23 protein-coding genes and 4 tRNA genes are annotated in these 25,965 nt (G+C 43.1%); 11 read left to right on the top strand and 16 right to left on the bottom strand.

What is annotated here, in order from left to right; all coding sequences use genetic code 11:
- Positions 1-116: 116 nt before the first annotated feature.
- From SWP_RS03470 to orn, 6 genes are all read right to left on the bottom strand, one after another.
- Positions 117-572, bottom strand: coding sequence for a hypothetical protein (locus tag SWP_RS03470; protein WP_020910974.1), 456 nt, complete (start codon positions 570-572; stop codon positions 117-119).
- A 920-nt stretch (positions 573-1,492) separates the two neighbouring features.
- A tRNA-Gly gene (locus SWP_RS03465) sits at positions 1,493-1,568 on the bottom strand.
- 14 nt (positions 1,569-1,582) lie between these two features.
- Positions 1,583-1,658: transfer RNA gene (locus SWP_RS03460), tRNA-Gly, on the bottom strand.
- Positions 1,659-1,672: 14 nt separating this feature from the next.
- Positions 1,673-1,748, bottom strand: a tRNA-Gly gene (locus SWP_RS03455).
- 287 nt (positions 1,749-2,035) lie between these two features.
- Positions 2,036-2,111 (bottom strand) — tRNA-Gly (locus tag SWP_RS03450).
- 115 nt (positions 2,112-2,226) lie between these two features.
- Entirely contained in the window at positions 2,227-2,772 is a 546-nt protein-coding gene (gene orn, locus SWP_RS03445; RefSeq protein WP_020910972.1) for an oligoribonuclease, read from the bottom strand.
- A gap of 124 nt (positions 2,773-2,896) precedes the next feature.
- Here orn and rsgA point away from each other — a divergent pair, with 124 nt between their 5' ends.
- Genes rsgA through SWP_RS03420 form a run of 5 tightly spaced genes read left to right on the top strand, consistent with a single transcriptional unit; the run spans position 2,897 to position 9,740 of the window.
- Complete coding sequence (gene rsgA, locus SWP_RS03440; protein WP_020910971.1) at positions 2,897-3,964, top strand: small ribosomal subunit biogenesis GTPase RsgA; 1,068 nt, start codon at positions 2,897-2,899, stop codon at positions 3,962-3,964.
- A 25-nt stretch (positions 3,965-3,989) separates the two neighbouring features.
- The gene (asd, locus tag SWP_RS03435) at positions 3,990-4,853 is read left to right on the top strand and encodes an archaetidylserine decarboxylase (protein ID WP_044555638.1); all 864 of its coding nucleotides are present in this window, start codon (positions 3,990-3,992) and stop codon (positions 4,851-4,853) included.
- 7 nt (positions 4,854-4,860) lie between these two features.
- Positions 4,861-5,757 carry a DMT family transporter gene (locus tag SWP_RS03430; RefSeq protein ID WP_020910969.1) on the top strand — a complete coding sequence of 299 codons (897 nt, stop codon included), beginning with the start codon at positions 4,861-4,863 and terminating at the stop codon, positions 5,755-5,757.
- A gap of 51 nt (positions 5,758-5,808) precedes the next feature.
- The gene (locus tag SWP_RS03425) at positions 5,809-9,003 is read left to right on the top strand and encodes a mechanosensitive ion channel domain-containing protein (protein ID WP_020910968.1); all 3,195 of its coding nucleotides are present in this window, start codon (positions 5,809-5,811) and stop codon (positions 9,001-9,003) included.
- 26 nt (positions 9,004-9,029) lie between these two features.
- Positions 9,030-9,740 (top strand): glycerophosphodiester phosphodiesterase, encoded by a 711-nt coding sequence (locus SWP_RS03420; protein WP_020910967.1) that lies wholly within the window; start codon positions 9,030-9,032, stop codon positions 9,738-9,740.
- 91 nt (positions 9,741-9,831) lie between these two features.
- On the opposite strand, the gene SWP_RS03415 is transcribed toward SWP_RS03420, so the two are convergent.
- Positions 9,832-10,164: a DUF3392 domain-containing protein gene (locus SWP_RS03415; protein ID WP_020910966.1), complete on the bottom strand. Its 333-nt coding sequence runs from the start codon at positions 10,162-10,164 to the stop codon at positions 9,832-9,834.
- A 48-nt stretch (positions 10,165-10,212) separates the two neighbouring features.
- On the opposite strand from SWP_RS03415, the gene SWP_RS03410 reads away from it, so the two are divergent.
- Both SWP_RS03410 and SWP_RS03405 read left to right on the top strand, forming a co-directional pair.
- Entirely contained in the window at positions 10,213-11,139 is a 927-nt protein-coding gene (locus SWP_RS03410; RefSeq protein WP_020910965.1) for a D-2-hydroxyacid dehydrogenase, read from the top strand.
- 200 nt (positions 11,140-11,339) lie between these two features.
- Complete coding sequence (locus SWP_RS03405; RefSeq protein WP_020910963.1) at positions 11,340-11,531, top strand: bacterioferritin-associated ferredoxin; 192 nt, start codon at positions 11,340-11,342, stop codon at positions 11,529-11,531.
- 64 nt (positions 11,532-11,595) lie between these two features.
- Here SWP_RS03405 and parC read toward each other — a convergent pair whose 3' ends face one another.
- From parC to nudF, 7 genes are all read right to left on the bottom strand, one after another.
- Positions 11,596-13,863 carry a DNA topoisomerase IV subunit A gene (gene parC, locus SWP_RS03400; RefSeq protein WP_020910962.1) on the bottom strand — a complete coding sequence of 756 codons (2,268 nt, stop codon included), beginning with the start codon at positions 13,861-13,863 and terminating at the stop codon, positions 11,596-11,598.
- The gene (locus SWP_RS03395) at positions 13,863-14,957 is read right to left on the bottom strand and encodes a PQQ-dependent sugar dehydrogenase (RefSeq protein WP_228371138.1); all 1,095 of its coding nucleotides are present in this window, start codon (positions 14,955-14,957) and stop codon (positions 13,863-13,865) included. Before SWP_RS03395 ends, parC begins: the two co-directional genes overlap by 1 nt.
- A 90-nt stretch (positions 14,958-15,047) precedes the next feature.
- Positions 15,048-16,934, bottom strand: a complete 1,887-nt coding sequence (gene parE / locus SWP_RS03390) for a DNA topoisomerase IV subunit B (RefSeq protein WP_044555637.1) — start codon at positions 16,932-16,934, stop codon at positions 15,048-15,050.
- 55 nt (positions 16,935-16,989) lie between these two features.
- The gene (locus SWP_RS03385; RefSeq protein WP_020910959.1) at positions 16,990-17,562 is read right to left on the bottom strand and encodes a YqiA/YcfP family alpha/beta fold hydrolase; all 573 of its coding nucleotides are present in this window, start codon (positions 17,560-17,562) and stop codon (positions 16,990-16,992) included.
- A gap of 29 nt (positions 17,563-17,591) precedes the next feature.
- Positions 17,592-18,431 (bottom strand): 3',5'-cyclic-AMP phosphodiesterase, encoded by an 840-nt coding sequence (gene cpdA, locus SWP_RS03380; RefSeq protein WP_044555636.1) that lies wholly within the window; start codon positions 18,429-18,431, stop codon positions 17,592-17,594.
- Positions 18,432-18,440: 9 nt separating this feature from the next.
- Positions 18,441-18,887, bottom strand: coding sequence for a DUF1249 domain-containing protein (locus tag SWP_RS03375; protein ID WP_044555635.1), 447 nt, complete (start codon positions 18,885-18,887; stop codon positions 18,441-18,443).
- 39 nt (positions 18,888-18,926) lie between these two features.
- Positions 18,927-19,544 (bottom strand): ADP-ribose diphosphatase, encoded by a 618-nt coding sequence (gene nudF / locus SWP_RS03370; RefSeq protein ID WP_020910956.1) that lies wholly within the window; start codon positions 19,542-19,544, stop codon positions 18,927-18,929.
- A gap of 292 nt (positions 19,545-19,836) precedes the next feature.
- Between nudF and tolC the strand changes: the two genes are divergently transcribed.
- Positions 19,837-21,147, top strand: coding sequence for an outer membrane channel protein TolC (gene tolC / locus SWP_RS03365; protein WP_020910955.1), 1,311 nt, complete (start codon positions 19,837-19,839; stop codon positions 21,145-21,147).
- A 68-nt stretch (positions 21,148-21,215) separates the two neighbouring features.
- Here tolC and SWP_RS03360 read toward each other — a convergent pair whose 3' ends face one another.
- Positions 21,216-22,802, bottom strand: coding sequence for a GMC family oxidoreductase (locus SWP_RS03360; protein ID WP_020910954.1), 1,587 nt, complete (start codon positions 22,800-22,802; stop codon positions 21,216-21,218).
- A 38-nt stretch (positions 22,803-22,840) separates the two neighbouring features.
- Positions 22,841-23,356, bottom strand: a complete 516-nt coding sequence (locus SWP_RS03355; RefSeq protein WP_020910953.1) for a hypothetical protein — start codon at positions 23,354-23,356, stop codon at positions 22,841-22,843.
- 193 nt (positions 23,357-23,549) lie between these two features.
- Between SWP_RS03355 and SWP_RS03350 the strand changes: the two genes are divergently transcribed.
- The 3 genes from SWP_RS03350 to SWP_RS03340 all read left to right on the top strand — a co-directional run bounded on the left by SWP_RS03350 (position 23,550) and on the right by SWP_RS03340 (position 25,814).
- A complete protein-coding gene (locus SWP_RS03350; RefSeq protein ID WP_020910952.1) occupies positions 23,550-24,539 on the top strand; it encodes a hydrolase in 990 nt (329 codons plus the stop codon).
- Positions 24,539-24,793, top strand: coding sequence for a YheU family protein (locus tag SWP_RS03345; RefSeq protein WP_020910951.1), 255 nt, complete (start codon positions 24,539-24,541; stop codon positions 24,791-24,793). Before SWP_RS03350 ends, SWP_RS03345 begins: the two co-directional genes overlap by 1 nt.
- A 133-nt stretch (positions 24,794-24,926) precedes the next feature.
- Complete coding sequence (locus SWP_RS03340) at positions 24,927-25,814, top strand: phosphoribulokinase (protein ID WP_020910950.1); 888 nt, start codon at positions 24,927-24,929, stop codon at positions 25,812-25,814.
- Positions 25,815-25,965: the final 151 nt, after the last annotated feature.

Here is a 25,965-nt window from a genome sequence, read left to right as displayed (position 1 = left end):
GACCTTTAAATCTCCATAGTTTGATCTAACACAAGTATGCTGATGCATTAGCCTTCCGGAGGATCAAAAAAGGCACCGTTAAGTGCCTTTAGCTTAGACGAAGCTGAGCCATGGAATTAGATATCGTCCATACGAATACTGCTATGCACTAGACGCTGTTGTTGAATTTTTTCCACTCTAACTAAATCTTCAAGCGCGCCTTTGGTCTCGCTACAGGCTGAAGATAAAGAGGTTTTCTCAATTAAGCCTATGAGCTTATTATCGAGTTCTAGATGCAGCTCTAAAACATCATCTTCGGTCATATTGGCGGGTAAAGTCTGTTTTTGACAACGAGAAACAAAGTCTTCAAAAACAATATCTTTATACCAGGTATCAAGTATTTTCTTAGGTGCTTCATCGATATAGTTTTCAAGTTTTTCAGCTGTTTGGCGTTGATGATGCTGAAAATACTCTAGCATTAACTTAACTCGTGAAGAATCCGCTTGGGTATGCAAACGACTATATAGCTGAGCCATCTCAATGCGACAAGTCGCTACATAATCTATAAGCTCACTAAGTTGTTGAATACGCATATACCGCTCTCCTATCGCTCGCACTTTCGGTGACAAGCTAAAAATTAGTCTGATGCTATTATGGTCTGAACAAAAAACTGAAGATTTGAAGGCTGTCATGTTTTACCTACTCCAAACACGCCTACTTTAGAGATTATTAAAGAAACTAGCGCTCGATCACGCTATCGCAACCACGTCCCAGCTTCTTCCTCTCAAATTATAGTCACTTCAATCTCTCTAAATAGTTTAGTCCATTACATCCCACACAGAGACAAAACGGACAGGAACCTAAAAGAAGCTCATTGAGAGAAGAAAGCTGTGCAGAGCTTTCGATTTCAAAAGCGTGGATTCGAGCCAATGACCTATACCTTGGCAGAAAGAGGCTATCAACTTTATCTACAACCACAACTGAGCTTCGGATATATTTTTGCTGTAGTGCTTTTTGATTTTATGAGATTTTGCTAGAGGAAGCTTGGAGCGAGCTTTTGATTTCATACAAGAGAGTTCTAACCGATAACCTATACCTTGGCAAAAAGAGGGTATCAACTTTATCTACAAGCCCAACTGAGCTACAGATCTGTTTTATTTTAACGGCTTTTGATTATATGAGGTTTTGATAGAGGAAGATTGGAGCTAGCTTTTAGCTTCAAACAACAGTGGGTTCGAACCGATAACCTATACCTTGGCAAAAAGAGGCTATCTACTTTATCTACAAGCCCAACTGAGCTACAGATCTGTTTTATTTTAACGGCTTTTGATTATATGAGGTTTTGATAGAGGAAGATTGGAGCGAGCTTTTAGCTTCAAACAACAGTGGGTTCGAACCGATGAGCTATACCTTGGCAAAAAGAGGGTATCTACTTTATCTACAAGCACAACTGAGCTATGCATTTATTTTGCTGTAGTTTTTTTGAGGTTTTGAGGTTTTGGAAGAGAAAGATTGGAGCGACATATCGGGTTCGAACCGATGACCTATACCTTGGCAAGGTATCGCTCTACCAACTGAGCTAATGTCGCGTAATCTTTGAAATTGGAGCGACATATCGGGTTCGAACCGATGACCTATACCTTGGCAAGGTATCGCTCTACCAACTGAGCTAATGTCGCGTAATCTTTTAAATTGGAGCGACATATCGGGTTCGAACCGATGACCTATACCTTGGCAAGGTATCGCTCTACCAACTGAGCTAATGTCGCTTTAAACTTTTTATAACAGCTTAGCTGTATGCGTTGACTAAAGGTATCGTTCTTTCCCTTAGCAACTGAGCTAATGTTGCTTAAAACTTTTTATAACAGCTTAGCTGTATACGTTAACTAAAGGTATCGTTCTTTCCCTTAGCAACTGAGCTAATGTCGCTTTAAACTTTTTATAACAGCTTAGCTGTATACGTTGACTAAAGGTATCGTTCTTTCCCTTAGCAACTGAGCTAATGTTGCTTAAAACTTTTTACTTACCGAATTTGGTGATCCAGTAAATTAATATTTGGAGCGACATATCGGGTTCGAACCGATGACCTATACCTTGGCAAGGTATCGCTCTACCAACTGAGCTAATGTCGCATTTCAACTTTTATTAATAATCGCTAGGTTTACCGCTTAGCGAAAAGTTGAGGCCGCATTATAGGAGAATTTCACTGCTCTGCAACCCCTTCTTGCAAATAAACTGACTGAATGGTCAAATTTTAAATACTTTTGCACGATAAAACTGCAATTCAGCGATAGACTCTTGGATATCGAGTAACGCTTGGTGAGTATTTTGTTTGGTAAAGCCTTCCATTGCTGAAGGCTCCCAGCGGCGTACAAGTTCTTTAACTGTACTGACATCGATATTTCGGTAGTGAAAAAAGTCTTCAAGTGCTGGCATATACCGATTTAAAAAACGGCGATCTTGGCCAATGCTGTTACCACACATAGGTGAAGCACCCGCTGGAACATATTGCGATAAAAACTCAATCGTCTGTGCAATCGCGTCCTCTTCGCTAAATTGGCTGGCTTTTACTCGCTCAACCAGTCCAGATTCACCATGATGCTTTTGGTTCCAATCGTCCATTAATGCGAGTTGTTCATCTGTTTGATGAATCGCAATAACAGGACCTTGCGCGATAATATTTAACTCTTTATCGGTTACTATAGTCGCAATTTCAATAATCCTATCAACAGCAGGCTCTAGTCCTGTCATCTCAAGATCGACCCAAATAAGGTTGTTTTCATCTATAGCCATAACGCGACCTGTAATCCCTGTTAGCCTAAATTCAGGCTTTTTTGTTTAAGACGGTGTATCATACTGCTTTTTTAAGCGACAAAAAATCACCTTTATCATTGAAGGCAAATTACGTGAGTAATACGTGAGCAAAAAGAAACCATTAAGCCAAGGTCAGTTACGCAGAATGCGTAACAACCAAAAAAAGAAATTGCAAAGCAGCGAACCTAGCGACAATACGCCTGAACTACAGGACAACTCGTTAGGGCCAGAGCAGCTTGGTACCATTATTTCTCGTTTTGGGCAGCATGCAGATGTTGAGACCGAAACAGGACACCTTGCGCGTTGTAATATACGCCGAAACATTAAAAGCTTAGTTACCGGTGACAAAGTCATTGTTCGCTTAGCACTAACCAGTGAGTCAGGTGCCAGCCGAATTGAAGGGATTGTAGAAGCCGTCCATCCAAGGCACTCGCTTCTATCTAGGCCTGATCTGTATGACGGTGTAAAAATCATTGCCGCCAACATAGATCAGATCCTCATTGTCACTTCCGTAAAGCCTGCCTTTACCACACAGATTATCGACCGTTATTTGGTTGCTTCTGAAGATACCGGTATTGCGCCAGTTATTGTACTCAACAAAGTTGACCTGATAACGCCTGAAGAGCTACCTGAAATTGAAGCTGCACTACAGCGTTATCGTGATATTGGCTATGACGTCTATAAAGTCAGCAGTAAAACAGGCGAAGGCGTTGAGCAAATCAACCAATTAATGGATGGTAAGGTCAGTGTTTTTGTTGGTCAATCCGGTGTCGGTAAATCATCAATGATTAATGCCATGATGCCAGATGCTGAACTGCTAACTGGCGATATATCGGAAAACTCAGGTCTTGGTCAACACACAACCACGACAGCTAAACTACTGCACATTTCAACTGGCGGCGATTTAATCGACTCCCCAGGTGTTCGTGAGTTTGCACTTTGGCATTTGCCTGCAGAAAGAGTCGGTCAGTGCTTTATTGAGTTTAGAGACTATTTGGGAACCTGTAAGTTTAGAGACTGCAAGCACCTAAATGATCCTGGCTGTTCAATAGCAGAAGCATTAGAGGCTGGAGAGATCAGCCAAGATAGATACCAAAATTACCACAAAATCATTGCCAGTCTGGACGAGCAAAGACATGCTCGTCACTTTAGAGCCGGTCCAGACGAATAGAACTAGAATAGAAAGGAATTTAAAATTGGATAAAGTTAAAATTGCGCTGCAGTATATTATGCCAAAGCACCTTGTTTCGCGCCTTGTGGGAAAGCTAGCCGCAGCAGAAATGGGCTCAGTCACCACGGCAGCAATTAAATGGTTTATCAAACAATACAAAATAGACATGAGTGAAGCGGCGCAGCCAGCACCAGAGGCTTACCCAACTTTTAATCAGTTTTTCACTCGTGCATTAAAACCAGGTATTCGCCCGCTTTGTGAAGATAAAGATTACATCATCCACCCAGTGGACGGCGCGGTAAGTCAGTTAGGGCCTATTGAAGATGGTCGTATCTTTCAAGCTAAAGGTCATGATTACTCATCACTAGCACTCTTGGGCAACCAAGCTGCGGACGCTAAACGTTTTGAAGAGGGTGATTTCGCAACCATCTATTTAGCCCCTAAAGATTACCATCGCATTCATATGCCAATCAAAGGCACTCTGTCGAAGATGACTTATGTGCCTGGTGAACTATTTTCAGTTAATCCGTTAACCGCGCAAAATGTACCAGGCTTATTTGCTCGTAACGAGCGTGTGGTGGCGATTTTCGAAACCGAAATTGGTCCGATGGCGATGGTGCTTGTAGGAGCGACAATTGTTGCAAGTATCGAGACTATTTGGGCGGGTACCGTCACTCCACCAACCGGTAAAGATGTGTTTACTTGGGACTACCCAACCGAAGGCCCTGATGCACTAACTCTTGAAAAAGGTGCTGAAATGGGTCGCTTCAAGCTAGGCAGTACTGTGGTCATGTTGTTTGCTAAAGATGCTCTCGATGAGTTTGCTGATGGTGTAGAACCACGCAGCGTCACCCGTATGGGTCAAGCTTTTGCAAAAATAGAAGACTAAATTCACATTGAATCCCAATGATAAAAAAACAGGGCTGGTTGAACTGCATTTAGCGGTGCTACTTTTCGGTGGTACCGCTCTGTTTTCTAAGCTCATTCCCTTAAGCGCCTTAGATATCACCGTTTTACGCTGTGTAGTCGCGGCTGCGGTTCTGTCACTGATAGTCAAACTCAGTAAGCAAAAAATAGCTCTTGAAGCAGCTAAAGATTATTGGGTTGCCATTGGGCTGGGGGTGATTGTGAGTTTACATTGGGTGACTTATTTTGCCTCTATGCAACTATCCTCTGTTGCCATTGGCATGATTGCGTTTTTTACCTACCCTGTAATGACCGTATTGGCAGAACCTTTAGTGACAAAATCAAAACTACAACTCGCCGATGTTATAAGTGGCGTTTTAGTTTTGATAGGCGTTAGCCTGCTTATTCCTGAGGCGAGCCTTGGCAATGACGTTACTCTTGGGATAGTCATAGGCATTGTTTCTGCAGCACTTTTCACTGCCAGAAATTTATTGCACAAACGCTATTTTTCTCAATATAGCGGCCAACAAGCGATGCTTTACCAAACCGCTGTAGCAGTGGTTTTTCTTGCACCTTGGTTGTCGGTCGAGGTCAGCACCATTGAATCTAATGTTTGGTGGTTAATCATACTGCTTGGCACTATATTCACTGCCGCCCCCCATGCTCTATTCACTTCTGCACTGCGCTTACTCAGTGCCAAAACAGTTGGTCTAGTCTCTTGTTTACAACCTTTCTATGGCGCCGTTTTGGCATTACTGCTTTTAGGTGAAGATCTCGATATTAAGACTATTATTGGCGGGACTCTAGTCGTTGCTACAGCATTATTTGAAACCCAACAGAGTCACAACGGGTTAAAAAGACTGCATAGTTCGATTTCTTTATTCTGATAACTTGGCTACTATAAGTTAGTCCTTTTTGATTTATGCAAGCTGCTAATCATGCATCGTTTTTTATTGGTCTTCCTGTGTCTATTTTGTTCCACTGCCAATGCAAACCAACCCACTTCTCTTGAAAAAAAGTTGGGGCTAAATCCTACAACTAGTGAAACTAAGACTCCACAACAACAGTTGTTTTTACTACAGTCAAAAATTCAAGAGCTAGCACTTACCGAAAAAAATGCTAAAACACTGCTAAGTAATTTTGAATTACATAAAGCAAACCTATTGCAGCAAATAGCAGAAGCAAAGAAAGCAGTCACGCTTTCAACAGAGCAAGATATTAGCCAACAAGGTTCAATGGCCTACCTGCGACTTTCTGAATTGAAAGAAGTTGAAATCAGTTTGAGTAATAAAATTAATGAGCTAAATAGCGCATTAAATAATTTGCCAAAAACCTTAAATGGTGCGCGAGCAACGCTCAAAAAGCACAAAAAAATCAAGCTATCTAATGAGCAGACCCTAGCGAATAAAATACTACTGGCTCAAAGAGAGCTATATCAGCAGCATGTCGTCACCCTTGAAGCAAGCTTAGCCAGTAGTCAGAAAGAAATTGACCTCAACCAGCTGCAGTTACAGCTAGTTCGTGAGCAGTTGTTACAGCAAGAACTGTTTATTGAGCGCATCAACCAACAGCTAGAATTACAACGCCACAAGCGTACTGAAGCTGCAATAGCCCAAAGTTTAGTTCCTGATTCAACCGCTACAGATCCTATTGCTCAAGCCCTTAATGAAGCAAATCAACAATATGGCGAAACACTAAAAGCACTTAATCTCAAAATTAGCCAAGCACTGACACAGCAAGAGCATGCTGAGGCACAGTACCAAGATCAAGCTAAGCAGCTCACTAATATTCAACAGCAGATAAGTTGGCTCAAGCTCAACTCAGCATTCGGTGAACGTTTTCTGCAGATGCTACAGGCATTACCCAAACCACCAAGCCAAGATAAGGTGCAATCAGAGATTGCCGACGCACGATTAGCCCGATACCAAATAGAGCAATCACAAACCATTAATGAACAGCTGCTTAGTGGTGTACCAAAGCCAACACAACTGCATGCAAAGCTGCTTATTTCTCAAGAGTTACTACTACAGCAACTTCTGCAAAGCTATGACCAATACTTAAGTGAGTTAGCTGATTTAAGAGTGAGCAACGAGCAACTTAACCAGCAATACATCACTTTAAGAGACACGCTAAATGAGCATCTATTTTGGGTGCCTAACGCTAATCGAATTGGGGGGCTTTGGCTAACTGAACTGCACCAAAGCGTGCAGTGGATGATCCAACAAGCCCCTTGGAAGCAACTGCAAAACTCATTCACTGAACAAGGCAGTTTATGGTCTTGGTGGTTAATTTTGTTTATCGTTAGCCTCGTGGCACAAGATATTCTCACACCAAAGTTTAAAGCAGCAATGCGACGTGAACTGCCATTTGTAGGTAACGTTACTCAAGACAAGTTTATTTATACTTGGCACGTACTACTTAACTCTGCGAGCTACAGCCTGCTCAAACCGCTTCCAATCATTCTCGCGGGGACAATTTTTTATTTATCTAGTATTAACTTTGTTTCCGCCATAGGTATGGGCATTTTGGCAGTGGGCATTTTCTATCAACTATATCGCTTGGTGTTTTTACTCGCTTTAGATAAGGGGTTGCTGATTAATCACTTCAAAGCGCAGCGAAGCATAGTACGCGCCGGACAAGCGAAGTTTAAGCAACTTACCTTTATGGTAACCCCATTTTTAGGCATCACAGCATTTGCCGAAATCATTGATACTTCGCTCGTTAGAAATAGCTTAGGACGTGGTGCATTTATCATTTTCTGTTTAATGCTTTTTTGGTTCTATAAGGATATTTTAGAAATATCCAACCGAGAGAATAAGCATCATCACGGCGATAAAAACAGAAAGCTTATCCAAAAATTACTGTGGGCAATGCTAATCATAACGCCAATAGCTTGTGCTGTATTGGCCTTCTTAGGTTACTACTACACAGCTGTGCAAATGTTCCTGCAGTTGCAGCTATCATTGATTTTTGGCCTAGGCTTTTTATTACTTTATCAGTTAATAAAACGCTGGATGTTAATAGAGAGACGACGAATTGCCTTTGAACGCGCTAAGACAAAGCGTGCAGAAGTACTCGCACAACGTGAAAAAGGGGAAGTTAATTCACCAGAGCAACTCGATACCTATGAAGAGCCAGAGGTCGATTTAGAGACGATTTCAGGACAATCTTTAGGTTTGGTTCGCTCACTCTTACTATTAGCCTTTTTGGCCAGCATTGTAGGCCTTTGGACCCAAACTCATACAGCATTATTCTCTTTGCTCGATGGAGTAACATTGTGGTCTAGTAATACCACTATCAACGGCATTGAACAGCAACTACCGATCACCTTAAAATCACTCTTGCTCTCGCTTATCATTGTAGGTTTTTCAATGATGATTGCCACCAATTTACCAGGCTTGATTGAACTAACGATTCTTCAACGATTAGACCTCAGCCAAGGCACTGGTTTTGCACTAACTACAGTTTGTCGCTATTTAGTGATTGTCTTTGGTGTATTAAGCGGATTCTCTACATTAGGGATGGAGTGGTCGAAGCTGCAGTGGTTAGTCGCAGCTCTATCAGTAGGCTTAGGATTTGGCTTGCAAGAGATTTTTGCTAACTTTATCTCGGGCCTCATCATCCTATTCGAAAAACCAGTACGAATTGGTGATACGGTAACGATTAGAGATCTCACTGGTACTGTCAGTAAAATCCAGATCCGTGCCACCACCATAATCGACTGGGATCGAAAAGAGATCATTGTGCCTAATAAGGCCTTTATTACTGAGCAGCTGATTAACTGGTCGCTTTCAGATCCAATAACAAGAGTTATCGTATATGTCTCTGTAGCGCGAGATTCCGATCCCGCACGCGTGGAGGCTGCTCTTTATCAAGCTGTGCAAGAGTGTGATGATGCCCTACTCACACCAGAACCAGAAGTATGGTTTGCAGGGTTTGGTCAGCATACCCAAGACTTTGAGGTCAGAGCTTACGCCAAAGACATGGGTACACGTTGGCCGCTTAGGCATAAGCTTCATAAACAGATCAGTAAGAAATTACGCGATAACAATTTAGAACTTGCCTACCCTCAATTAGAGGTTCACTTGTCTCCTGGACAGGCCAAAGATGTGCAAAATTTAATACGGACTTAATCCCCTATGATTAGAGAAACTCAGTAATGAAGGTATTTGCTCATCGCGGTGCCAGCGGTAGTGCCCCCGAAAATACCTTAAAGGCTTTTGAAAAAGCGATTAAGTTAGGTGCTACGGCTGTTGAACTGGATATTCATTTAGTCGAAGAAGAGCTCTATGTTTTCCACGACCGTAGACTCGAAGCCACGAGTTCTGGTCGCGGGCTAATAGATGTCGTCAGCGCAGAATATTTGCGGAGTATTACTGTATCCGGAGAAGTAATTCCTAGGCTTATAGATGTTTTAGCGCTGCTCAAACCTCACAATATAGAAGTTAATATCGAGCTTAAAGGATTGTCAGTTCTGCCTGCTTTTATAGCGTTATACGCAAAATTTGTCGAACAACAAATATATGATCCAAATCTGCTGCTGATCTCATCTTTTAACCACCGCCAGCTTTATGACTTCAAGCAGCATTACCCGCAGGCAAAAGTCGCGCCTCTCATTGAAGGAATTCCCTTTGATCTTGCAAAAGTTGTTACCGATTTAGATGCTTACTCGATTCACTTAGGCCTCAGTTTTATCACTCAAGAGATGATTGAAGACGCCCATAGACGAGGTGCAAAAGTGTACGTTTATACGGTGGATTTTATTGATGATATAGAGATGTTAGCCAAGCGTGGAGTTGATGGTATCTTCAGTAATTTTCCAGATGAAGCGCTTGCTACAATCACACAAATTAGTGCAGCAAGAGACTGACTATTGACGGTAATTAATCGCTAGTGGTAACCATTCTTTACATATAGATGTCCCAAACCACAGTAATATAATCTACACTGAAATTAACGGCTTAAACTTGTTTATTACGTTGAGCCCAGCTACCAATAGCAAAGAAAATGGCCAAGACTAGTAGAAACAGCCAATGTGATGGAACACGAGCCATATATTGCGCTAGCAACGGGCTTAATTTTACTATAATTAGCCCATAACCAAACGCATTGACGACAACAAAAATCAGCGTTCGAATAATGAAAGAGCGTCCAGCAAGATAACGACGTAAAAAGCGGTTAATGTCGCTGCCAAATACTACCAGCGCGCAAGCAACAATTGCTGTTGAAGCTTCTGTTAGCCAGGGATAGATAAACGAACCTAAGTAGCTCAGAAATTCAATCAACTTGGACATAAACGTACTCTAATTTAATGATATATAGCTAGGATAAAGGGAGTCAGCATGGGACACAAGTTACTATTGCTCACCAGAGAAAATGAAAAATATCGTCAGCTTCTGACTTCTTGCCACCTGCCAAATGTGCATATTTTGGATGATAATCCGCAAAACATATTTAACGCTGACATTTGGCTTGCAGAACCGAGTCTGGCAGCTCCAATACTGCCCCATGCTACAAATTTAAAATGGATGCAGTCAACTTTTGCCGGTGTTGACGCATTAGTTAAACCTAGGCAGCGACGAGACTATGAACTCACAAATGTGCGAGGGATCTTTGGTCCATTAATGAGCGAATATCTGTTTGGCTACCTCCTTGCTTACCAACGTGAACACGGCCGCTATAAGACTCAGCAAGCTCAGAAAGTATGGCTACCAGGTAGCTATAAGACTTTACAAGGGCAGAACCTACTGCTTTTAGGTACCGGCTCTATTGCAAAGCATATAGCCCAAACCGCCAAACACTTTGGCATGCATGTCATTGGTATTAATCGCGGGGCAAAACCCACCAAAGGTTTTGATGAAGTCGACACCTTAGCCAACTTAACTCGTCATCTACCAAGAGCGGATGCGGTTGCGAGTATCTTGCCGAGTACTCCAGAGACGCGCGGTGCTCTGAACCAACATACATTATCCCTGCTAAAAAAAGAGGTAGTGTTGTTTAACTTAGGCCGAGGCGACGTACTTGACCTTGATTCGCTCTATATCCAGCTGATTCAAAACCAGCAACAGCAAGCAATACTCGATGTATTTAATCAAGAGCCATTACCGGAATCACACCCTATTTGGTCGTTAGACAATGTTGTTATCACCCCACATATTGCAGCCCCAAGTTTTCCAGAACAAGTAGTAGAAATCTTCTCTGAAAACTACCACAAGTGGATAAAAGGCGAAGAGCTAGCCCATCGGGTTCATTTTGAGCGCGGTTATTAGACCGGCTTCAAAATCAAGAATTAACTCTTACGGCGCAAAACATGACCAAGTGCCCACAGCAGCACTTGGTTGTGATCAGCTGCAATGTTTTTAATAACTACCAACCTATCGAATGATTGATAACTATTCTCATCAGTTATTAGCATTGAGAATCGTTTTCATTTATACTTCGTGCATATTCGATTGTTGGACCATTATTTATGTACGTTTGTCTTTGTCATGCGATTACAGATACTCAGATTAAAGAAGCTGTTAGCCAAGGCGATGCTTCATTAGCTGATGTAAAGAAGCGTTTAGGCGTGGGCGATCAGTGTGGAAAATGCGTAAAAATGGCCAGTCAAATTATCCAAAGACAAGTCGATATCGAACCTAAATACTATGAAGTTGCTTAACTAATCCAAGCAATGAATAGATAAAAAAATGCAGCCAATTGGCTGCATTTTTTATTTCAAGAAATTAAACGACAGGTTCACCATCTCCGAGTTCTACACTATCAACTCGCTGCAGCCCTCGTGGCAATTTCGCCCCTCTACGACCCCGCTCTCCTCGATAATGCTCTAGATCGCTCGGCTTCAACGTTAGCTTGCGCTTACCCGCCCATAGCGTGACAGGCATATCTTCAGGGATTACATTTAGGTGAATTAGCAACTCTTCTCGATTCTTAGCTCTCTCGGTCGGTATACCGATTATCTTGTTACCCTTACCTTTAGTCAGCTGGGGTAATGCATCTAAGGAGAACAGCAACATTCTGCCTTCGTTGGTAATGGCTAAGATTGACTGAGCTTTCGATTTATCTACTTTTTGAGGCAGTAAAACCTTAGCATTCGCAGGCAGGCTTAACAGTGCTTTACCTGCCTTATTACGCGATATCATGTCTTTGTTAGCTGCAATAAAGCCGTAGCCCGCATCGGATGCCAATATGTAACACTGGCTTTCGTCAGCAAGTAGCACATGCTCCATCGTTGCACCAGGCGCCAAATTGAAACGAGTCGTTATCGGCTCCCCTTGAGAGCGCGCAGATGGTAGTGTATGAGTCTCAGTTGCAAAGGCCCTACCGGAGGTATCAATAAACACACTTGGCTGATTACTGCGCCCTGGAGCGGAACACAAGAACTCATCCCCCGCTTTATAAGATAAGCTCTTACCATCAACTTCGTGCCCTTTAGCACATCGCACCCAGCCCTTTTCTGACAAGACAACAGTGACTGACTCTGCAGGTACTAACTCTTGCTCTGTTAATGCTTTTGACTCACCGCGTACCACAAGCGGTGAACGGCGATCATCACCATAATCTTCACCATCTTTGATCAACTCTTTCTTTATCAACGTCTTCATTCGACGCTCAGAGCTGAGCAACAGTTGCAGCTTGTCTCGCTCGGCTTCTAACTCACTTTGCTCTGACTTAATCTTAAACTCTTCTAACTTGGCTAAATGGCGAAGTTTCAAATCCAAAATTGCATCAGCTTGCTTATCAGACAGCTCAAACCGAGTCATTAACTCTGCTTTGGGATCATCATGAAAACGAATGATCTCAATGACTTCATCGATGTTCAAAAATGCAATCATTAATGCATCGAGAATATGTAATCGAGCTAATATCTTATCTAATCTAAACTCTAAGCGACGCTTAACCGTGGTCATCCGGAAGACAAGCCACTCTGTTAACAACTCACGTAGACCTTTAACCTGCGGACGACCATTCAGCCCCAACACATTCAGGTTAACTCTATAGCTTTTCTCTAAATCGGTCGTAGCAAATAAGTGCGCCATCATCTGATCGCAATCAACACGATTTGAACGAGGTACTATGACCATACGTACAGGGCTTTCGTGATCAGACTCATCACGTAAATCCGTTACCATAGGTAATTTCTTAGCCTGCATTTGCGCCGCAATTTGCTCTAAGATTTTACCGCTACTCGCTTGATGCGGTAGCGCGGATATCACCACCTCGCCATTTTCAATGGTGTAAACAGCTCGTGCCTTAATAGAGCCACGACCCGTTTGATAAATTTTAGCAATATCCGCTGATGGTGTAATGATTTCAGCTTCTGTTGGATAGTCTGGCCCTGGAACAAATTCCATTAATCGTGGCAAGTCTGCTTTAGGGTTATCAAGCAGCTCAACACAGGCACCCACAAGCTCTTTAGCATTATGAGGCGGAACATCAGTTGCCATGCCCACAGCAATACCGGTAATACCATTAAGCAGAATATGAGGCAGTCTTGCAGGTAATACTAATGGCTCTTTCATCGTACCATCAAAGTTAACGCCCCAATCGACGGTACCTTGTCCTAACTCACTGAGCAGTACTTCAGAAAATTTAGATAACCTAGCTTCGGTATATCGCATTGCCGCAAATGACTTTGGATCATCCGGCGCCCCCCAGTTACCTTGGCCATCAACTAATGGATAACGGTAAGAGAATGGTTGCGCCATAAGCACCATAGCTTCATAACAGGCACTGTCACCGTGCGGGTGGTATTTACCAAGCACGTCACCCACTGTACGGGCAGACTTCTTATGCTTTGACTGTGCAGACAACCCAAGCTCACTCATGGCATAAATAATACGCCTTTGAACGGGTTTGAGTCCGTCACCGATATGCGGCAAAGCGCGATCCATGATGACGTACATCGAATAATTAAGGTATGCCTCTTCCGTGAAGCGGCGCATTGGCATTTGCTCTACGCCGTCTAAGCTTAAATCTATCGCATCACTCATTAATCATTATCCTGTGACTGACTCTTTGGTGCATTCTTGTAATATAAACGGTAAACATTGCCTTTTAAATCGTCTGAAATATACATGCCACCATCGGGTGCGGTGAGCAATGAATGAGGTCTAGCAACTGGAAACTCACCATCTAAAAAGCTAACAACCGTACTGCGTTTGACAATTTTTTTGTTTTCAATTTCAAGCATTACCACTTGATATCCAACCTTGCTTGAGCGGTTCCAAGAACCATTTTCAGCGATGAACATTTGGTTATGATAGCGCTCGGGGAATTGCTCGCCACGATAAAAATGTAGCCCTAAAGGTGCAACATGAGCGGGCAACTCAAACTGAGGCGCTACAACCTTTAGGTTTTCAGGCTTATCATAAGCGGGCTCAATAACATCTGTTGCATGAATATAGGGAAATCCGTAGTGACTACCGACCGTTTCAACCTTATTGATCTCATCCGGTGGTAAGTTATCCCCCATCCAATTGCGGCCGAGTTCAGAAAACCACAGCTCGCTGTCAGCTACCGACCAATCAAAAGCACCGACTCGGCGAACACCACTGACAATTTGCTCACTCTCACCACTCTCAACATTAATCGCGATGATGCTGCCAAATGGATCTTCAGGCTCACACACATTACACGGAGCGCCAATGGCAATATAGAGCCTACCATCAGGGCCAAAATGCATTGCTCTGCGACTCTTCTTAGTGTTGCTAGGTAAGCGGTCATACACCTCTTTTGGTCGCCCAGGTCTCCTCAGGCGGGATTCAATCTCAACAAACCTTAATATGCGCTCATCTTCTGCGACATAAAGTGCACCATCATGAAAGGCTATCGCTTCTGGATAGTGGAGTCCTTTAGCAATGATATAACGTTTATCAACTCTGCCATCTTGGTTGGCATCAACCAATGCAGTGATGATCCCCTCTTTATGAGAACCTACAAACAAGGTGCCATTAGTACCAAGTGCTAACTGCTTTGCATCACCTAAATCAGAAGCAAATAGCGTTAAGCCAAATCCTTTTGAAACAGTGATCATTACAGGCTCGGCAGCATACGCTGCGGAACCCAAAATAACTTGAGCAAACATCACCGATAAACCGATAAATATTCGCTTGGGGTAATTTTCAAACGTCATTATTATTCTTTTATTTAGTGCTCTAAAAGTAAAAAAGTCGATCTATATTTGTGCGAGATCGCCTTTGGTTTCTAGCCATACTTTTCTATCGCTAGAACGTTTCTTTGCTAACAGCATATCCATTACTGCTAATGTATCATCGGCATCATCAACGGTAAGTTGAACTAATCGACGTGTGTTAGGGTCCATTGTGGTTTCACGTAGCTGCAGAGGATTCATTTCACCCAATCCCTTAAATCGTGTTACCTGCACTTTGCCTTTGCGTTTTTCAGCTGCAATACGATCAAGAATGCCGTCCCGCTCCGCTTCATCAAGTGCATAGAAAACTTCTTTACCAATATCGATTCTGAACAAAGGAGGCATTGCCACATAAATATGCCCCTCTTCAACCAATACTCGGTAATGCTTCATAAAGAGTGCACAAAGCAAAGTCGCAATATGCAAACCATCGGAGTCAGCATCAGCCAGAATACAGATTTTTCCATATCTTAGCTCTGAAATATCACTACTATCTGGATCGCAACCTATCGCAACTGAAATATCATGCACCTCTTGAGATGCCAATACCTGTGTTGCATCGACCTCCCAAGTATTAAGGATTTTCCCACGCAGTGGCATAATCGCCTGAAACTCTCTGTCACGAGCCTGCTTAGCGCTACCGCCCGCAGAATCACCTTCGACTAAGAACAGCTCGCCACGCATAGGATCTTGACCACTACAATCGGTCAATTTACCCGGTAAAGCAGGCCCTGAGGTTATACGTTTACGCGCTACCTTCTTAGCCGCTTTCAAGCGTTTCTGCGCATTGTTAATACACATATCAGCCAAAGCTTCAGCTTGCTCAGTATTGGTATTTAGCCACAAACTAAAGGCGTCACGCACAATGCCTGATACAAACGCTGCACATTGCCGACTCGATAACTTCTCTTTGGTTTGCCCCGCAAACTGCGGGTCCTGCATCTTTATTGATAGGATAAAGGTACAACGATCCCAAATATCTTCAGGCGTTAGCTTGATGCCGCGTGGTACAAGGTTTCTAAACTCGCAAAACTCACGCATAGACTCCAGTAGACCTTGCCTAAAGCCATTCACGTGAGTTCCGCCAAGCGGCGTTGGAATGAGGTTTACATAACTCTCGTTTAGGTAATCGCCGCCTTCTGGTAACCAAGTTATTGCCCAATCAGCAGCTTCAAGGTTACCTTTAAAATTACCTACAAAAGGCACTTCAGGCAGCATAGGTACGCCGTCAATCGACGACTTTAAATAATCTTCTAAGCCACTTTCATAAAACCATTCTTGGGTTTCATTAGTTTGCTTATTGACAAACTTAATCCGTAAGCCAGGACATAATACCGCCTTGGCCTTCAGTAAGTAACTGAGTTTGGTTATAGAGAAATTGCCAGAATCAAAATAGCTTGCGTCTGGCCAGAAATGAACCCGAGTGCCCGTGTTTCGTCTACCGCAAGTTCCTGTTACACGGAGATCTTCAACCTTTTCACCATGTTCAAAAGCCATGTCATAGACTTCAGCGTTGCGCCTTACCGTAATTTCCACTCGACTAGAAAGGGCGTTTACAACTGAAATTCCCACCCCATGGAGACCACCAGAGAACTGGTAATTCTTATTCGAAAATTTACCACCAGCATGCAGTTTAGTCAGGATAAGCTCGACACCCGGGATCCCCTCTTCAGGGTGAATATCGACAGGCATACCACGGCCATCATCCGTCACTTCAAGAGAGTTATCGGCATGTAAGATCACATCGATTCGACTGGCATGTCCAGCAAGTGCTTCATCCACACTATTGTCTATGACTTCCTGTCCTAAATGGTTTGGACGCGAAGTATCGGTGTACATACCTGGGCGACGTTTTACAGGGTCAAGTCCGTTTAGGACTTCAATAGCATCTGAGGTGTATTGATTTGTCATAGCACACATTTTTTTTTGTTATTCAGGCCATGGTGCGGCCCTACGGGTCTATTTGTCAAGAAAACAGGTATTCACAAATGGCAGACAGCTGACTTTCATAACCGATAAAGCTATGGTCACCGCCAGGTTCAATCAACAACTGACAACAATGATACTTCTGCACAGCCTGTTTATAGTCGAGTACTTCATCGCCTGTTTGTAACAAAACATAGAAGCGATCAGGATTTATAATTGCAGCAGTATCGAACTGGGCAACATCCTGTTTGTGCTTGGCTAAAACCTGATAGGTTTCGTTCGTATAGGGATTGTACTGAGTGCCAATGAATTCATCAAACAGTTCGAAGGGTTTTACCGCAGGATTAATCAAAACTGCGCGTCCGCCGTACTTTTCAGCCAAATAACTGGCGAAGTAGCCACCTAATGAAGACCCTATATAGCTTATCGACTCGCCAGCGGTCTTTGCTTGTTCAACAATATCGATCAGCATCGCCATAGCAGCAAGCGGCTCACTAGGCAGTTGTGGTTGTCTGAAATCTAAATCTGGGTAGTTTTGTTGGATAAAACTTGCGGTAACAAGTCCTTTATCCGAAAGTGGTGAACTGTTAAATCCATGAATATAAAGCAGCATAGTTCCTCACGCTGCGGTTTTAACTTTGCTTAATAACCGCCAGCTTCGTTGTCTGGTGAGAAATTTTCACCTGGTACCCGATATACGTTAGTAAGGATGCTACCATCAGACTTAAGCTCCAGCAAACGGTAACCAGGTTGTAGTGCATCTAATGCAAAATAGGGAGATTTGGGCTTAAATTGAATACAGGTTGAAGGGGTAGCCATTAACTTCACAGGACCATTAGGCCCAAGGTGAACGGTATCAACGCTTTGGTGAATATGGCCCCAAAGCAGCCCTTTAACTTGTCGATAGCGTGAAACTTGTTGAATAAAGTCACTACCATTATCCATACAGTGCTGATCTAACCAAGCGCAGCCAGCCAGTACAGGGTTATGATGCATAACTAATAAGGTATGACGGTTTGGCTCTGCTTCAATAGCTCTATCAATGAGTGTTAACTCGGCCTCAGACATATGGCCACCGGGCCGCCCTCTTACGGTGGAGTCCAACATGATAATTTGCCAATTACCCGCTAACACTCTTTTTTGGCCATGCACATTATCTCCCTGCATATGCAGATTCATTATGCGCGGGTCGTCATGATTACCCGGCAAGTAATGGCAAGGGATCTTCAGTGGCGCTATAGCGTCAACAAAACTGTGATATGACTCATTGGAATAGTCTTGACTAATATCTCCAGTGGCCAACATAAAGTGAGCTGGATAATCAACAGCAGCAATAGTATTTAACACTGCGTTCAAGCTTTGAGCGGTATTCACGCCTAGCAATTGAGCTTCAGGATCAGCAAAAAGGTGAGGATCAGTGACTTGCACCATTCTCACACTTTCAGACTCAGAAATTGAATAAGAGATTGCCTCTTTTAGCAAAGTAATTACCTAAATATCAGATTCACAAATAAATTTGGTCAAGTTATCTATCTTCAACAACTCTTCAAGAAACGCATTCACTTGATACTTTTCATCACGATGATGCATATGCATATTTGGATAATCATACACTGGACGCAATTGGTAAATCTGTTGACTAGTTAACACTTCTGCTAATTTAGCGTCATGGTAAATGCGCACAGAGACTTTTGGTGTTGACACCAGGACATGCTCTCCAACGCACCTAGAAATCTCTACCAATTGGGTATATTTGGTATTTTCCAATAGGCGAACATTCAATCGACCAAACTCGCCATCAACCTGCCAATATGTTCCTTCACTAGGCTCTTGGGTGAGCCAGCGTTGAATATGCATATAGTTTCTCGAACAAACAGCCAAAAACTGGCTAACATTTGGCTGGTACTTCGATTTCCCAGCATAAGTTACTTTTGACACGATATCATTCCAAAGTTCTTCAAAATCAGCCAATCATGATTATTTTTCACAATCTGTTTGAAGCAAATCTCGATAGTTTAGCTGCAGCCATTGTAAACCAATAACGGTTGAAGCATTATCAATGCGGCCATTAGTCATCATTGTGTAAGCTAACTCTCTATCAACGACATGCACCTTGATATCTTCATGTTCCTCAGCTAAGCCGTAATGACCTGTAGCACATGTAGAATCGACAGCGGCCCAATAAAAGTCAAATCGCTCACTGGTCCCGCCAGGGCTTGAGAAATACTGATTTACTTTAGTGATACTTTTCGCCGTTAAACCCGTTTCCTCTTGGAGCTCCTTAACGGCAACGTTCTGGGATGTTTGACCAGGGTCAATCATCCCGGCCACTAGCTCAAGCAACCACGGCGTAGATGCGCTTTCCAGAACGGGAATGCGGATCTGCTCAATCAGCACCACCTTGTCGTTAACGGGATCATAAGGTAACACCACCACGGCGTGCCCCCTTTCAAATACTTCTCTGGTAACGACTTCGCTCCAACCACCGTCGAATAAACGGTGCTTGAACTTATACTCTTCCATCTTGAAAAAGCCTTTATATAGCGTTTTTTTGCCGAGTAACTCGACATCTTCATGGTTAAAAGTGCTGTTCATTTATTCTCCTAAAGCTACTTATTAATCAAAGCGTTTATGCCAAAACGAGGCAAAATAAAATTATTAATACTAAGATAAAGGCAGATCTGATTATTGCGATAAAAAACTGTTACACTTCCTAGTTGACTTAGGAATTGTAGGTTTCTACTATCTAACTCACTAAGTTTAGATGTATTGGGAAGCGTCGGGAAGCGCAAACCGCCTTACTTTCAAGATAAAAGTTAGGCATAACTAAACAAAACAAAGTTAAATTCGCTCCTCAATGGAGAATTTTGTCTAAAAAGGACAGCAAATGAAATTCAAGATCCGTTCTCTATGTGCCGCACTGACGCTAGCAGTCTCAGCGCAAGTTGCTCATGCCGACGACCTTCTACAGATATACCAACAAGCCCTAACCAGTGATCCTGTAGCGCTACAAGCTAAAGCTCAGCGCGATGCGCTTTACGAGCAAATTCAAGAGCAGCGTGCACCGCTGTTACCAACAATCAGTGCTAACATCGGTTACGATAAAGCTTGGAACGATCCAAGTGCTGATAGCAGTGGTATCGTCGGTGGGGTCTCGCTTAAACAAGTCATCTATGACCACAGTGCATGGGTTGGACTTAGCTTGGCAGAAAAAGCGGCATCACAAGCAGACTCGGCATACGCATCGTCGCTACAAAACCTGATTATTCGCGTAACTACGGCTTATTTTGACGTATTAACAGCCAAAGATAATTATGAATTCCAAGGCTCTGAGAAACGCGCTATTGAACGTCAACTTGAGCAAACAAAACAGCGCTTTGCCGTTGGTCTGACCGCGATTACTGACGTGCATGAAGCCCAAGCTCAGTATGACCTTGCAAATGCTACAGAGATCCTTGCAGAAAACACACTAGCTAACAGCTATGAAGCACTACGTGAAATCACTGGTATCGATCACAAGAGCATTAACATCCTCGACACTAACCGTTTTTCAGCATCGCCGGTAGCACCAGCTATGTCGACTGATTGGATTAAAATGGCAGAAACCAATAACGTTGACTTAATGACAACGCGTATTGGTAAAGATATCGCTGAAGAGACCATTACGCTTTATAAAGCGGGTCATATGCCTTCATTGAGCTTAGATGCTGGCTACAGAAAAGGTATTGAGCAAGAAACAGCAGGTACAAGTACTCCTGATTTTGACAATGGCACATTAGGTGTAACTTTGAGCATCCCTATTTTTGAAGGTTTCAAAGTCACTTCTCAAGTTAACCAAGCTCAGTATCAATATGTTGAAGCAAGTGAAAAACTTGAACAGACACACCGTAAAGTCGTTAAAGATGTACGTAATAACTTTAACAACGTAGGTGCCTCAATCAGTTCAATCCGTGCTTATGAGCAGTCTGTAATCTCATCTGAGAGTGCATTAAAGGCAACTCAAGCTGGTTTTGAAGTGGGTACTCGTACTATTGTTGATGTATTAAACCGAACCCGAGACCTTTACGATTCAAAACGTAAATTGTCTGATGCACGTTATGGTTACATCAACTCAATCATTGCACTTAAGCAAGCTGCAGGTACGTTGAACGAAGATGACGTCAGTGCAATCAATAACGGTCTAAAAGCGCCGCAATAATACATTTTATATCGACAAAAAAGCCCAGTGTTCACACTGGGCTTTTTTATTCCTATAGCAGAGCTCAATTAACTTGTTAACTTTTCAGCAAGTCTAGTCGCATTACGTGCCGTTATGCCATATATCGATAACTGAGGATTAGCGCCAAGACTCGTGGGGAATATAGAACCATCCATCACAGACAAGTTTTCAAAATAATGCGACTCACCATAGCTGTTGACCATCGACATCTTAGGGTCTTCCCCTAGTGGGCACCCTCCCATCACATGAGCTGAAGCAACAACCGTTTTTAATGGCGCAAGATCCATGTTCGCAATAGCCTGCTTAGCTTCAGACCAATTACGTAAGTAAGGCATACCTTCGCTAATTGGCAGCACCTTATTTGCACCCGCAGCGAACTGCAGTTCAGCCATACTGGCGTAAGCCCGTCTTGCCGCTCGCCAAAATGCATCAGTTAACGGATAATCCAATGTACTGCCATATTCTGTTAATTTAACTTCACCACCAGGGCTATTCTCATGATAACCATCACGAACAAGGGCGATGGTCACTTGAAGCTGATTAAAGTTTGCCATCAATTCTGCATGGCTCTGACCATAACCGATAGTTTTTGATGCGATCAAAATAGGGTGAATAGGTGGTACTTCAAGCTTGTAACCTAACTCACCATCGGCTCCATTTTTCCAAACAAACTCATCTGAATAAATAGATTGCGGCGCCCCACTATGACCATTAATAGGATCGGTAAACATCGCTCCGCTAAGCAATGTTGGGTGGAGGAAGGTCCGCTTACCAATGAGCTCATAGGGATCAGGCAATTTGGATTGCAGCATGATAGTGGGTGTATGGATAGCGCCAGCAGCCAAAATATAATGTTTGGCTTTAAAAATGACCTCAACAGGTATAGGCCGCATATTACTGTCTAATGCTTGGGCTTTTACTGCATATATTTTGTCGCCATGATGCTCAAGCTTTTTCACTTTAGCTTGACTGACCAAGGTCGCACCGCCCTCTAGTGCTGCAGGTATTGTAGTGACTAACATTGACTGCTTAGCGTTTACAGGACAGCCCATACCGCAATAGCCAGTATTCCAACAGCCTTTGACATTACGCTTTATTACCGTGTAATCCCAACCTAACTGCTCGCAGCCCTCTTTTAACGCAGCATTATTACGGTTTGGATCGAATGACCACTCACTGATATTCAGTCGTTGCTCCATTTGTTCAAACCAAGGAGTTAACTCTTCTTTTGATAACCCCTGTACCGATTTATCCGACGCCCAAAAAGCTAAAGCGGGCTCAGGTGTACGAATAGACGTGGTCCAATTAACTGTTGTCGATCCACCGACTGCGCGCCCCTGAAAAATACCAATCGCCTTATCCGTTGTCTTCATGCCAGCGGCTTGCTGATAAAGATCAGGATAAGCACGGCGCTCCTCCATCACAAAGTCTTTTGATGATTTTAATGGTCCGCCTTCAACGATTATCACTGATAAGCCAGCTTTTGTGAGGATCTCGGCCGCCGTGCCACCTCCAGCACCGCTTCCTACGATAACTACATCAGCTTCAAATGTTTGGTTGGCAGTGAGTGTAGCGGCATTAATATGTGCCCAGCCCGAATTTAGTCCTGAAACAATGGGATCTTCAATGGCCACAGACTACCCCTTAAAACCAATTTTATTTGCCAATAACATTATGTCATCTCCTCAAGAAAGTTGGGCTTAGCGTAATGCATTCGACTCCAATGTTCTGGTGCTGAATAGTAGCTCGCCATCACTAATTCTCTTAAGCCTTGATAGGCTGTCACCATCATCTCCATAAAGCTAGTGCGCCAGCTTTGCAGCATATCGATTAGCTCCGCACTATTACGCATCATTAACGGCGTCATACTGCCTGTCAAAATTAGCAATCCAAGTCTCCCCTCCAGCAAATCTAATAACTGCTCAAGCTCAAGTTGGCTCTCTTTTGGGAGTATAGAGATAGTGTGCTCGATGGCATCTAAGGTGCGATTCTCTGCGTCTCTTTTTAATGCAGGTACATCAGGCAATGCTCCGTCGAGAAAAACAGGCAATAGCACACTAAATAACAACCGATGCTTGTCATCAACTTTAGCGTTGACACTCAAGTGATCACTTGAGCAATAATTAACGCCCAAAGCTAAGCATGCAGTGCCAGCTAAAGCGCTTGTGATAAAAGTACGTCGTTCCATCTTGTCCTCTTATTGTTATTTTATTTCTCAATATCGATTTCAATAAAACGGCTTCTATAGTTGCTAAACAACTAGCACTGTTATGAGTTAAAACCCTATCTTTAAGCGGTTTAAATACCGATTTCTAATCTGTGTTACACTCTCGTCATAACAACAATTAAACACACGTTTTAATTTTCAGCAATAGCCAATTATGATAAGACAGAAATTCTCACCCCCCTGGTGGGCCAGAAACCCCCACATCCAGACGATTTTACCCGTACTGACAAAAGTGGACAGACCACAGTTAGAAAGGGAGAGGTTAGAACTAAACGATGGCGACTTCATCGATCTCGATTGGCAAGGGAAGCCTAAACTCAAGCAGGCGATAATTATTGTTGTGCACGGGTTGGAAGGAAGTTCTAGTTCCCATTACGCCCGTCGGATTTTAGCGGCTTGTAAAGAACAACAATTATGCGCCGTAGTGCATCACCACCGTAGCTGCTCAGGAGAGCTCAATCGACTTGTGAGAGGCTATCATAGCGGCGACACCCAGGACATTCAGCAAACCTTGATTCAGCTAAAGCAAAGATACCCTGAGTCTCCTTTGCTTGCCGTCGGTTATAGTCTTGGTGGCAACGTGTTGGTCAAGTATCAAGGGGAACTGCAAGAAAAAAGCTTACTCGAACGAGCAGTAGCGGTTTCTGCACCGCTGCACCTCGCCGCATGTGCAAAAAGACTAGAGAAGGGGTTTTCAAAGGTATATCAGAGCTATTTGATCAGACAGTTGCAAGAAAAAATGCTTGGAAAAGTATCTACACCAGCTTTGCAGCCACTCATGCCTATTGGCAAGGCCGAAATAGAACAGCTCACCACTTTTTATGCTTTTGATGATAAAATCACAGCTCCTTTGCATGGCTTTAAAGGTGTTGATCACTACTACCATAGAGCCAGTGGCCTTCCCTATTTGAGCCAGATCCAAAAGCCTACTTTAGTTATCCATGCTAAAGATGATCCCTTTATGACCCATGCAGTGATCCCAACCCAAGAGCAATTAGCCGAGCAGGTTGAGTACGAACTGCATGACAATGGTGGTCATGTTGGATTTATCGAAGGTGGTTCACCTTGGCGGCCACGCTATTATATTGAAAATCGAATCTTATCCTTTTTAACGTCTCATATTGATAAATCGGGAAGTCATTGATGCTAGTCCCTTACGAAGCGCTAAACCAATTACCTATAGAGACCCTCGAGAATCTCATCAAGGAGTTTCTCATTGGTCAAGTCGAAGATGGCAGTTTTGCCAGTACAGATGAAGACAGCCTACAATCTGCTATAGCCCAATGCCGCGATGCACTTTGTCGCGGGGAATTAGTGGTTGAGTTTAGCGAAGAGGAAGAATCTATCGCCATTAGGCGTAAAGAAGATATAGTCTCAGTGGACTTAGCTCAAGATTGACCTGAGTGTTACGAGTACGTATAACTATAGCCATACAGTTTTAAAAGAATCTGATCTGTTGCAAAATCAATACCGTTAGCCAAAACTGGCTGTCTACAGGTGATATTTATCTGTCTCTATTTTAGGTAAAAAAATGTCAGCGAAACATCCTATTATTGCTGTAACAGGCTCATCTGGTGCAGGTACGACTACCACAACCACAGCATTCAACCATATCTTTAGGCAGCTGGGGATCAATGCAGCCATTGTTGAAGGCGATAGCTTTCATCATTTCACCCGTCCAGAAATGGCGGTGATGATCCGTAAAGAGAAAACAGAGAACCGCAACATCAGTTACTTTGGCCCAGAAGCCAATGACTTTCAACGTCTTGAACAGTGTTTTAGCGATTATGGCAGCACAGGACAAGGGGAAACACGGGCTTATCTTCATACCTTTGATGAAGCCGTTCCCTTTAATCAAATGCCGGGCACCTTTACTCAATGGCACCCATTGCCTGAAAATACTGAAATGCTTTACTACGAAGGCTTGCATGGTGGTGTTGTCACTGATGACTGTGACGTTGCGCAACATGTTGACTTGCTGATAGGCATGGTACCTATTGTCAATTTAGAGTGGATCCAAAAGATCATTCGTGACACTTCAGATAGAGGTCATAGCCGCGAAAAAGTGATGGACTCAATTGTGCGCAGCATGGACGACTATATCAACCATATGACGCCACAATTTTCTCGCACTCACATTAATTTTCAACGAGTACCAACGGTAGATACTTCAAACCCTTTTAGCGCCAAGAGCATTCCAAGTTTGGATGAAAGCTTTGTTGTGATCCGTTTTCGCGGTATCAAGAATGTCGATTTCCCCTATTACCTGCGCATGATCCAAGGTTCATTTATGTCGCGGGTCAACACGCTAGTGGTACCAGGTGGGAAGATGTCACTCGCCATGGAGCTTATCCTAACGCCACTAGTGAAAGACTTAATGGACAAGCGGTTACAGCTTATTTCACCGGAAAATGAGTAAGAAGTTGCGACAATCCATTATCTTAAGATTTGTTTAAGACAAGTTCTGTAGACTTCATTTCATCGGGATTTCAGGCGAAAGAACGATAAATTAGCGTACTCTTGGAAGTAAATTCCCCCATCTTGATCTGTTTATTTCCTTGGGTATGCTA

The organism is Shewanella piezotolerans WP3 (assembly GCF_000014885.1).
Lineage (GTDB): Bacteria > Pseudomonadota > Gammaproteobacteria > Enterobacterales > Shewanellaceae > Shewanella > Shewanella piezotolerans.
Note: the sequence above shows the minus strand (reverse complement) of the source record. Positions and strands in the feature narration are given on the sequence as shown.

Coding starts and splice junctions, on each gene's coding strand:
- SWP_RS03470 (WP_020910974.1), bottom strand. CDS start 572: ATGCGTATTCAACAACTTAGTGAGCTTATAGATTATGTAGCGACTTGT.
- orn (WP_020910972.1), bottom strand. CDS start 2,772: ATGGCTATAGATGAAAACAACCTTATTTGGGTCGATCTTGAGATGACA.
- SWP_RS03425 (WP_020910968.1), top strand. CDS start 5,809: ATGCATCGTTTTTTATTGGTCTTCCTGTGTCTATTTTGTTCCACTGCC.
- SWP_RS03420 (WP_020910967.1), top strand. CDS start 9,030: ATGAAGGTATTTGCTCATCGCGGTGCCAGCGGTAGTGCCCCCGAAAAT.
- SWP_RS03415 (WP_020910966.1), bottom strand. CDS start 10,164: ATGTCCAAGTTGATTGAATTTCTGAGCTACTTAGGTTCGTTTATCTAT.
- SWP_RS03410 (WP_020910965.1), top strand. CDS start 10,213: ATGGGACACAAGTTACTATTGCTCACCAGAGAAAATGAAAAATATCGT.
- SWP_RS03405 (WP_020910963.1), top strand. CDS start 11,340: ATGTACGTTTGTCTTTGTCATGCGATTACAGATACTCAGATTAAAGAA.
- parC (WP_020910962.1), bottom strand. CDS start 13,863: ATGAGTGATGCGATAGATTTAAGCTTAGACGGCGTAGAGCAAATGCCA.
- SWP_RS03395 (WP_228371138.1), bottom strand. CDS start 14,957: ATGTTTGCTCAAGTTATTTTGGGTTCCGCAGCGTATGCTGCCGAGCCT.
- parE (WP_044555637.1), bottom strand. CDS start 16,934: ATGACAAATCAATACACCTCAGATGCTATTGAAGTCCTAAACGGACTT.
- SWP_RS03385 (WP_020910959.1), bottom strand. CDS start 17,562: ATGCTGCTTTATATTCATGGATTTAACAGTTCACCACTTTCGGATAAA.
- nudF (WP_020910956.1), bottom strand. CDS start 19,544: ATGAACAGCACTTTTAACCATGAAGATGTCGAGTTACTCGGCAAAAAA.
- tolC (WP_020910955.1), top strand. CDS start 19,837: ATGAAATTCAAGATCCGTTCTCTATGTGCCGCACTGACGCTAGCAGTC.
- SWP_RS03355 (WP_020910953.1), bottom strand. CDS start 23,356: ATGGAACGACGTACTTTTATCACAAGCGCTTTAGCTGGCACTGCATGC.
- SWP_RS03350 (WP_020910952.1), top strand. CDS start 23,550: ATGATAAGACAGAAATTCTCACCCCCCTGGTGGGCCAGAAACCCCCAC.
- SWP_RS03345 (WP_020910951.1), top strand. CDS start 24,539: ATGCTAGTCCCTTACGAAGCGCTAAACCAATTACCTATAGAGACCCTC.
- SWP_RS03340 (WP_020910950.1), top strand. CDS start 24,927: ATGTCAGCGAAACATCCTATTATTGCTGTAACAGGCTCATCTGGTGCA.